The sequence below is a fragment of the Prevotella sp. S7-1-8 genome (genome assembly GCF_000758925.1).
Classification (GTDB): Bacteria; Bacteroidota; Bacteroidia; order Bacteroidales; family Bacteroidaceae; genus Prevotella.
Genome location: NZ_JRNC01000098.1, coordinates 1 through 2,490, shown reverse-complemented (window position 1 = coordinate 2,490; position 2,490 = coordinate 1). Strand labels below are relative to the sequence as shown.

1 protein-coding gene is annotated in these 2,490 nt (G+C 42.2%); it reads right to left on the bottom strand.

The annotated features are described in order from the left end of the window. Positions 1–112: 112 nt before the first annotated feature. On the bottom strand, positions 113–1,921 hold the full coding sequence (locus HMPREF1640_RS11670) for a reverse transcriptase domain-containing protein (RefSeq protein ID WP_036895045.1): 1,809 nt from the start codon (positions 1,919–1,921) through the stop codon (positions 113–115). Positions 1,922–2,490 lie beyond the last annotated feature (569 nt).

Sequence of the window (2,490 nt, the reverse complement as noted above, 5' to 3'; positions counted from 1 at the left end):
TAGGCTCGGCAGTCGGCGCCGTTCCACCTTTCGGTGGTAGGTTTCCGACAGCCTGCCTCCGAACCGTACTTACACGTCTCCATGTATACGGCTCTCCGCCCATAACGGCATTTCAGCTATTCTTCGCATGAATCATATTATGACATTCAACGCAAACAATTAAAGACTTTCTATGCATTTTGAGCATTTTTCGTTCCCATTCGGTTTTACCTCTCAAAGCCGAGAGTTTTCTGACATGGTGTGAGACAACATTTCCTTCTTTTCCGCATAACTCACACTTATTTGCAGTCAGTCTTTCGATTAGACTCATGGTTGGAGTGTTGAACAAGTAGGGTAAGTTGTCACATTTTTGAGTTCCCAAGTCGGTAATACGCTTGAAGCCCTCATTGTAGAATACTCTTGGTTTGCGTTCGCCTTTCTTGTCCGTGTACCACACCACAAATTTATCGTCTTCACGATACTTGTTTGCTATGGTTCTAACGGAGCTGTTAAGTTTTTGCGCAAATGTCTTTAGCATACTGAACTTCATGATACATCCAAAAGAACGCCCAAGAGCCGATGCATTGTTTGCAATGGAGTAGTAGTTGTAGAATCCTCTGATTTCTGTGTTGAAACGTGCTACTATATCTTGTGGCTCATTGTCTATCAGGTATGTTCTACCTTTAGACATCCACACCTCTTTGCCATTTCGTGTTTTCACATTCATGGCTTCAAGACTCAGTAACTTCTTCTTTATCACTTCTCGTGATACGTGTAGTATCACATTACCATTACGATGTCTACGAGTTTCTCGTCTTGCATTTTTCTGCGTTGTGTAATCTTTACGGACTGATATTTCATAGCCGAGAAATTTTGCACAATCTTGTGCGTTGGTTATCAAGGTCTTTTCTTGCGACATCTCCAACTTTAGCTTCTCTTGCATAAATTGTGTAACATCAGCCTTGATTTTCTCGCACTCTGCTTTATTTCCAATGACCCCTATAAGGAAATCATCAGCGTAGCGTACATATTTCAATCTACGGAAATTCTCATCCATATCGTTACCACTCGGCATGGTCAGTATTTGCTGTTGCTTACAACGAAGTTCCTCTCGCATTGCTTCCAATATATCAACATCCGTCACTTCCTTGATTCTCTTCTTTAGATAATAAACACGGTTGTTCAGTTTGCCGATGTCCTTGTTGCGATGTCTAACTTTGCCCTTATGGAAATCTTGTGCATACTTCTCCATATACTTGTCGAACTTGTCCAGATAGATATTAGCCAGTATTGGGCTGATAATTCCACCTTGAGGCGTGCCCGAATAAGTTTTATTGAAATGCCATTCTTCCAAATATCCAGCGTTGAGAAATTTACGTATTAACCGAAGAAAACGCTCGTCAGATATGCGTTCTCTTAGAATTTCTATCATCACGTCATGGTTGATGTTGTCAAAGAAACTTTTTATGTCTCCCTCTATGAACCACTTTGTTCCGTTGAAATTATTCTGTAGACTTTTCAGTGCCGTGTGGCAGCTTTTGTGTGGTCTGAAACCATGTGAGGTCCATTCAAAATATCCTTCATATATGGCTTCCAGTACCATTCTCACTACCTCTTGCACTAATTTATCTGCAAACGTAGGGATACCGAGCGGACGTAACTTTCCGCTCTTCTTCGGTATATAAACCCTCCTTGCTGGTTTAGGGCTATAGACTTCGCTTTTGAGGCTGTCTATTAATGCGTGTACCTTGTCAATGCTCATGCCGTCCTCCGTTTGTCTATCAGTACCAGGTGTCATATTGCCTGGTTTTGCATGGATGCGCTGATATGCTACTAAGAACATCTGCTCATTGAACAGGATACGATAGAGTCTTTCGTATTTGTAACTTGACTCGTTGCTGTGTTCAGCTAAAATGTTTAATACGTGCTCGGGATTTCTCATACGTCTCTCACGTTTTCCGTTGTTTGTACTAAAGTTATGGACTGTTCCCCTTCGCCATGTACAAGCCGTTAACTTGCTCAGACTACTACGGGAACTCCGTTGCCATATCAGATATTCAGAGACCAACTCTCATAGCCTTTGAGGCGTTCTGACTTAGGCAATCCCCAGTTAGTTTCACTTGATAACTATTAGCGTGACATATTGTCGGATGCGACTTTCGTTCTTGTCCGCTTATCGCGGCTGTGTCATAGTCGGTTCTCAATGCTCTGCACTAACGCACACAATAGGCAGAGTACTATGAAATAGCGTATATAAAAGCCTTCCGCTATTGCAAGATGTGGTACCACCGAACTATCGTTCAACCAATCAAGGTTTCATCCTCATATATGTCGTTTCGTCTTGCCCTTCAGTAGCTACTCGGCTATTAGTAGACTTAGGGCTTTAATCAGCATGCTACACTCCCCGTTAGGTTTCCCATTCGGATAAGCTGATTGACGATAGGATTATATTGAACCCAATCCTAACTTCTTGCTAAAGAAGTATTTATCAAGCGACCATTCTGGGCGCAC